The sequence below is a fragment of the Legionella sp. km772 genome (assembly GCF_003989735.1).
Taxonomy (GTDB): Bacteria; Pseudomonadota; Gammaproteobacteria; order Legionellales; family Legionellaceae; genus Legionella.
In genome coordinates this window covers 1-7268 of record NZ_RZGQ01000145.1, presented here as the reverse complement: position 1 = coordinate 7268, position 7268 = coordinate 1, and the positions used below count along the sequence as shown (strand labels likewise).

Here is a 7268-nt window from a genome sequence, read left to right as displayed (position 1 = left end):
CAATTAACTAAAAATCAGATGAAAAGGCAATCTATTAAGCGGCTCAGAAAAAATGCTGGATGGGATGATTCTATTTTAACCACTATCTTATCTCAAAATTTTTCATGAGGTGACCCTGGATCTAAAGATTCATCTACTTTTAAAACGAAATTTTGGTCGACCACCACATATTTAGAATAACCACCGTATGTTAAGCCGCCTAAATGTTTATCTTCGCCATTATAAGTCATGGTGCTACCCGTTTCACAAAATTGCTCTTCATGGGCATCACAACTGGAGCAATGACGACAGGAATCAACCATACAGCCAACTCCAACTAAATCACCAACGGAAAAACCATCTACCTTTTTGCCTACCGAGTTGACTCGTCCAATAATCTCATGGCCAGGTACCATGGGATATTGTGACCAACCCCAATCATTATTAACTTGGTGTAAATCCGAATGACAAATTCCACAATATAAAATATCAATACCCACATCATTTTCACCTACATCGCGCCTTTTAAATGAAAAACGCTCTAAGGGTGCATGTGCTTTATGTGTTGCATATCCAATAGTTTCCATTATTTATTGTCCTTAATCCATAAATTTTAAATAGCAATTTATTATAGTGCTCATTTTAACAAATAGATAGAAACCACAAAAACAACAGGATGCCCTTTATTTAAATCCAAAGAAAAAAATTCAAACATAAGCTATGCTAAAAAAGACCCATAAACTGGATTCATAAATCATAAGGATATGATATGAACCTTAAAAAGATTGATAACCCTTGTGGCTCGATGTCTAGGGTAAACGAACAAACCATTGACCAACTCGAGCCTTCTAACCCTTTTCTTATTAAAGGCTTGCATGAAAAATGGGGGGTAAAATTTGAACTTACTAACACTCAGGCAGATAGCTCATTAATTATTAAAAAAAAATTATATTCTAAACCCATGCCAAGAATTCGGAGAAAAGTCTTTAATAATAGATTATTTCCTCATCTCATTAGCGGAAAATATGGTGCAGCAACAGAACACAAGAATGAAACGTTGATTATGGATTGTTTGGTTAGTCATGAATGTAATGAGTCTTTACCTCAAACAGTCTTAAGCCCTTTAACAAAAATAGGAAAACAATTAAAAAATATCCTAGGCTTTTTTTTATCGCCGAGCTTGCCTAAAATATCACCGATAGCTACTACCCCAATACGCGTTAAAAGAATCATAAGTTTTAAAGTCTCGCCTTTATTGGGGGATCAAAAACGAGTAAAACCAAAGGAAAAATTAATAAAGCAAGCTATTACACCGCTCCACCACAGTTTTGAATTAGAAAAAAAAGAGCGAATTAAAATAAGACCAATAACTAGGGCTAAGTTACCCAAACTGCAGGAAAAAGCTAATAAGACGCAAAACAGTTATTTCATTATTAGAATGCTTTTAATCTCGTGTTTATATCGTATATCTAAAAAGTATAAGCGACTTAAAAAATCATCTCAACGCTTAAGAAAATACCGTGCTTTATGCAAAAAATGGAAGCTTAGAAAAGCGCGTAAAAAGCATCATAAACGAATGGAACAAAGTAGACACCGATTTTTCTCTCCAGGGAAATCTGATGCTGTCATGCCCCAAAAAACCACTCCATCCTATGTCCAGGAGGCAAAGAGTGTCAAACAACAGCAAGTAAAAACTACGTTGTTTTACAAATAGATAAATTACCTACTCTCCTCCAGGCTTAGTCAACACCGTTGGCTTGCCTAATTTTTTTATTAATATGGAGAGTTTTTTTTATCTCGGCTACCACATCTCCTTCTTGGTCTTTAATTTCAATTAAAAACTCCGCTTCAGTTTTGGGTGCAGTTTCCAATTGATTTTTTATAGTTTCAATAAGATCAGTACTTAACTTAAACTCAGCGAATACCGTATTTCGGGCCGGTTTTTTATAGCGAATAGAGGCAGACTTATCCCAGACAATATACCCCTTGCCGAGGGCGTGCAGCAGTAACAACATATAAAAAGGATCGGTCATAGAGTACAAACTACCGCCAAAATGTGTCCCCACATAGTTCTTATTCCAAAACCTTAGCTTCATTTGAACTGTGAGCATGCTGTAGTCTTCATTAAAGGACTTAACTTTAATGCCGGCCCCTAAAAAAGGAGGCCAAAAACGAATTAGTTTTAAAAGAGTTGAGAGTTTCATTACTTTATCTCATAATAAGCCAGTATAAAAAATATTTTTTTATCTAAGTGATTTTCATATTAATTATCATAATCTAATCACTCATTAACAAATATAGTTTTTTATATTTTTCAAACCAAAATGATGAAATTTATGCTATACATAAACTATAAGTTTCAAAACAAACCTATTTGAATAAAAATTATATGGCATCAGCAACCGATGAACACAGACTACAAGGAATTGGACAGCTGCTTGTTCTGGAAAAGCTTTTAGATAAAGATAAGGCAATGGAGCTGTATAAATTTGCCGCGGCTGAAAAAATTTCCCTAGTCCAATATCTTGTAAAAAATCAAATTTTGTCAGCAGAACAAATAGCGTTCACTGCTGCACAAAGTTTTGGTGTGTCTATGATGGATCTTGATTGTATCGAAATTGATAATATTCCAGCTAATCTGGTCAATGAAAAACTCATTCGCCGTCATTGCATGATTCCTTTATTTAGTCATAGTAACAATTTGTACCTAGCGACCGATGACCCCAGTAAGCAAGCTTCTCTAAAAGAAATACAGTTTCATACTGGTCTAAATACTCATGCTATAGTTGTTGAAGCTGATAAATTAATTTTATTAATAGAAAAACTACTATCGGCTAAGGAAAGCCAAGGTTTATCAGAATATGTAGATGACTCCTCCGAGCTGGATGGTTTTGAGATATCTAATGATGACGAGCAAGAAAATGAAACCAATACCTCATCGGTAAGTGATGATGCTCCTATTGTAAAATTCGTGAATAAAATATTATTAGAAGCGATAAAAAAAGGCGCGTCTGATATCCATTTTGAGCCGTATGAAAAAGATTATCGTATTCGCTATAGGCAAGATGGAATACTGCATGAGGTGGCTACTCCTCCTGTAAGTCTTTCTACCCGTATTACCGCCCGCATTAAGGTGATGTCAAATTTAGATATTTCAGAGCGCCGCATTCCTCAAGACGGCGGCTTTAAAATGAAAATATCTAAAACGCGCTCGATTGATTTTAGAATAAGTACTTGCCCTACTGCTAATGGGGAAAAAGTAGTTATGCGGGTTTTAGATCCCGGCTCAACAAAATTGGGTATTGAAGCGCTTGGTTTTAATGCAGTACAAAGGGAACTATTTTTAAAAGCGATTGAACGACCCCAAGGGATGATTTTAGTCACCGGGCCAACAGGCAGTGGAAAGACCGTTAGTCTGTACACCGCTCTTAATATTTTAAATACTCCGGAAGTTAATATCTCTACCGCAGAAGATCCGGTTGAAATTAAAGTTCCCGGCATTAATCAGGTTCATATTAACCCAAAATCAGGCCTTACCTTTTCTAGCGCACTACGTTCATTTCTTCGCCAAGATCCGGACATAATCATGGTAGGAGAAATTCGTGACTTAGAAACAGCTGAAATAGCTGTGAAAGCAGCGCAAACAGGACATCTAGTTCTATCAACACTTCATACTAATAGCGCGGCAGAGACTTTAAATAGATTGGTCAATATGGGAGTACCAACTTTTAATATTGCCAGCTCAGTAACCATTATCATTGCCCAAAGACTCGCAAGAAAATTATGTGAAAGCTGTAAAATCTTGCGGGATGACTTCACTCCACAAAGCTTAATTGAATTGGGCTTCTCTGAAGCGGATGTACCGGAGATTAAATTGTATAAGCCTTGTGGATGTAATCAATGTGCTGGGGGATATAGAGGGCGCGTCGGTTTATACGAGGTATTACAAATGACAAAAAAAATTGGCCAAATGATTATGAACGGCGCAAATTCTTTAGAGCTTTTAAAGGAAGCTCAATCAGCAGGAATGATCACCATTTACCAGTCTGGATTAGAAAAAGTAAAACAAGGCATTACCACCATTGAGGAGGTCAATAGGGTAACCGTTGAATAAGATTATGGATAAAACTACCACCTCTTCAACGCCTATAACTGTTTTTCATTATGAAGGCGTCAATAAATCAGGCCAAAAAATGGTTGGCGAAATCGAAGCAAGAAGTTTGGCGATAGCCAAGGCAGATTTACGTAAACAGGGAATTGTAACTAATAAAGTTATTAAAAAAAGAAAGCCGCTATTTGATAAAAAAAACAAAAAAATTACTTCGGCTGACATTACTATCTTTAGCCGCCAATTAGCAACCATGATTCAATCGGGGATTCCTTTAGTACAATCCTTTGATATTGTTGCCAAAGGACAAAGCAATAAACGGATGAAAGACCTGATTGATGGAATAAAAACAGATATTGAAACCGGTTTAACCCTGTCTGAGGCGCTGATCAAGCATCCCGAGCACTTTAATGAACTTTTTTGTAATTTAGTAGACGCTGGTGAAAAATCCGGTACCTTAGATGTGATGCTTGATAAAGTGGCAACCTATAAAGAAAAAGTAGAAACCATTAAAAAGAAAATCAAAAAAGCCCTCACTTACCCCATGGCGGTGGTGGCAGTAGCCTTAATAGTAACCACCGGCTTATTAATCTTTGTAGTTCCTCAATTCGAGTCCTTATTTAAAGGCTTTGGCGCGGACTTACCGGCGATGACTAAGGCGGTTGTTTCGATGTCTAAATTTATGCAGGAATATTGGTATTATATTTTTGGGGCATTAGGAGCAGCTATCTATGCTTTCGTGTATATGAAGGGCCACTCCTTGGAGTTTGCGCAAGGAATTGATAGAGCCCTCTTAAAAGCCCCTATTATTGGACCCATTCTTGAAAAAGCCGCTATTGCGCGATTTAGCCGCACCCTCTCAATTACCTTTGCTGCAGGTTTGCCTCTTGTCGAAGCCCTTAAAGCAGTGGCTGGTGCCACCGGTAATATTATATTTGCTAAAGCAACGGATAGAATCAAAGAAGAGGTTTCTACAGGCCAACAAATGAATATTGCGATGGAGAATACCCGTTTATTTCCGAATATGGTTATCCAAATGGTAGCTATCGGCGAAGAATCAGGAGCCTTAGAGAAAATGCTCGGAAAAGTAGCCGATTTTTATGAAGAAGAGGTAGATGCTGCGGTTGACTCCTTGAGTAGTTTGCTTGAGCCTATTATTATGTCCATTTTAGGTGTTCTAGTTGGCGGCTTAGTTGTCGCTATGTACATGCCTATCTTTAAATTGGGTTCTGCGGTTTAGTCATTAAAGCAACTGCTCTAGACATTTTATAAGAATAAGAAGGAAATAAATGCTACAACTACTCATACATGAAGCGCCCTGGTTTCTTTATCTTGCAATTGGTCTTTTTTCCCTATGCGTTGGTAGTTTACTTAATGTAGTCATTTATCGCTTACCCCTGATGTTAGAACAAGAATGGAAACAACAATGTTGTGAATTGCTAGCCCTAGAGAACAAAGAAAAAAAAGCCGCCATCAATCTCTTCTTCCCTCGATCTTTTTGCCCCAAATGCAAAACCCAGGTAAAAAGTTGGCACAACATTCCTATTCTAAGTTATTTATTACTCCGCGGCTCCTGTCATTACTGTAAAACACCTATTTCTATTCGTTATCCCTTCATTGAATTATTGACTGTACTACTTTCTCTTTTTGCCAGCTCGCATTTTGGTTTTACTCCTCAGCTTATTTGCGCTTTAATAATTATTTGGTTATTAATCCCTTTATTTTTTATCGACTTAGATCACCAGTTATTACCTGATAGCATCACGCTTAGTTTATTGTGGTTAGGATTAATAGCAAACTGCTATTCACTTTTTACCGAGTTATCTAATGCAGTATTAAGTGCTGCCGGAGCCTACCTAGCTCTTTGGATTTTCATTAAGCTCTTTTATCTTGCTACAGGAAAAATTGGGATGGGCCAGGGCGATTTTAAACTATTTGCAGCGTTTGGCGCATGGTTCGGCTGGAGTTCATTACCCTTAATTATTTTATGTTCTTCATTTACTGGGGCAATAGTCGGTTTACTTTATTTAAAAATAAATAAAAAAGACAAAAACACAGCTATCCCCTTTGGTCCCTTCCTATGTATTGCCGGAATCATCTACTTATTTTGGGGAAAAGGAATAATTCATTGGTATTTGGGGTTCTACATCAGTTAGATTGCACTGAGTGATAATTATATGAATAGCGAAAAAATAACTTCTGAAGACGACTATACTCTTCCAGCAGCAATAATTGAGTCATCAAGAGACGCAATAATTGCTAGTACCTTGCAAGGTACTATTACATTTTGGAATAAAGCAGCCCAGCTCTTATATGGATATTCTGCAGAAGAAGCAATCAACCAACCCCTTTCAATTATCGCTCCTCCTGAAAAGAAAGAAGAGATCAATCATATTTTAAATGAAATTAGGGAAGGAAGGATAATTAGCTCTTATGAAAGTATTCGCAAACACAAAAATGGAAAAAATATTCCTGTATTTGTTACTGTCTCGCCAGTTAAAGATCCCGAAGGCAAGGTTATAGGGGCTTCGGCCATTTTTTTAGATATTAGTCAATTCAAAATGCTTGAAGAGCGTTCAAATAAAATCTTAGAAGCAACGCCTGATGCCATTGTTATTATTAACCAAGAAGGAAAAATAAATTATATAAACACACAAACAGAAAAATTGTTTGGCTATGAAAAAAGAGAACTGATTGGTCAATATGTCGAAGCCTTGCTCCCTGAACCTTATAGAAGTAGGCATCCCACACATAGAAGGGCTTTTTTTCTAAATCCTCATTCAAGACCGATGGGCACGGGTATGGAGTTGTATGGTCAACGCAAAAATCTAGAAATTTTTCCGGTCGAAATCAGCTTAAGTCCTCTTGACACTGTAGATGGGATGGTTGCCCTAGCTGCCATTCGTGATATAACAGAACGTAAGATTGTAGAAGAAGGGTTTCGAAAAATACTTGAAGCCACACCTGATGCGATTGTAATCATTAATCTGGAAGGGCAAATTACTTTTATAAATACTCAAACTGAAAAATTATTTGGTTATAATAAAAATGAACTTATAGGCTTAGCTAGGTCCGGGGATCTGGAACAAAATTCAGGAAAAATAAGAGCTATTCCCGGTTTGTTAGTTCATTCACCTTACTCTCAGAATGGCTTATCCACAAGTCCATAGGCCAGGAGAGC

Annotated in this window: 7 protein-coding genes; 5 read left to right on the top strand and 2 right to left on the bottom strand. The window is 37.1% G+C overall.

The annotated features are described in order from the left end of the window. Positions 1-92: 92 nt before the first annotated feature. A complete protein-coding gene (locus ELY15_RS12145; protein WP_233586695.1) occupies positions 93-566 on the bottom strand; it encodes an alcohol dehydrogenase catalytic domain-containing protein in 474 nt (157 codons plus the stop codon). A gap of 182 nt (positions 567-748) precedes the next feature. Here ELY15_RS12145 and ELY15_RS12140 point away from each other — a divergent pair, with 182 nt between their 5' ends. Then, positions 749-1693 carry a hypothetical protein gene (locus ELY15_RS12140; RefSeq protein WP_127100389.1) on the top strand — a complete coding sequence of 315 codons (945 nt, stop codon included), beginning with the start codon at positions 749-751 and terminating at the stop codon, positions 1691-1693. A gap of 25 nt (positions 1694-1718) precedes the next feature. On the opposite strand, the gene ELY15_RS12135 is transcribed toward ELY15_RS12140, so the two are convergent. Next, positions 1719-2183, bottom strand: a complete 465-nt coding sequence (locus ELY15_RS12135) for a YiiD C-terminal domain-containing protein (protein ID WP_127100387.1) — start codon at positions 2181-2183, stop codon at positions 1719-1721. Between the two features lie 185 nt (positions 2184-2368). Here ELY15_RS12135 and pilB point away from each other — a divergent pair, with 185 nt between their 5' ends. The 4 genes from pilB to ELY15_RS12115 are packed head-to-tail and all read left to right on the top strand — an operon-like array spanning position 2369 to position 7257. Continuing rightward, positions 2369-4093, top strand: a complete 1725-nt coding sequence (gene pilB, locus ELY15_RS12130; protein WP_127100395.1) for a type IV-A pilus assembly ATPase PilB — start codon at positions 2369-2371, stop codon at positions 4091-4093. A gap of 4 nt (positions 4094-4097) precedes the next feature. Continuing rightward, positions 4098-5327 (top strand): type II secretion system F family protein, encoded by a 1230-nt coding sequence (locus ELY15_RS12125; RefSeq protein WP_127100393.1) that lies wholly within the window; start codon positions 4098-4100, stop codon positions 5325-5327. Positions 5328-5376: 49 nt separating this feature from the next. Further along, on the top strand, positions 5377-6243 hold the full coding sequence (locus ELY15_RS12120; protein ID WP_127100385.1) for an A24 family peptidase: 867 nt from the start codon (positions 5377-5379) through the stop codon (positions 6241-6243). A 21-nt stretch (positions 6244-6264) separates the two neighbouring features. Beyond that, complete coding sequence (locus ELY15_RS12115; RefSeq protein WP_127100383.1) at positions 6265-7257, top strand: PAS domain S-box protein; 993 nt, start codon at positions 6265-6267, stop codon at positions 7255-7257. Positions 7258-7268: the final 11 nt, after the last annotated feature.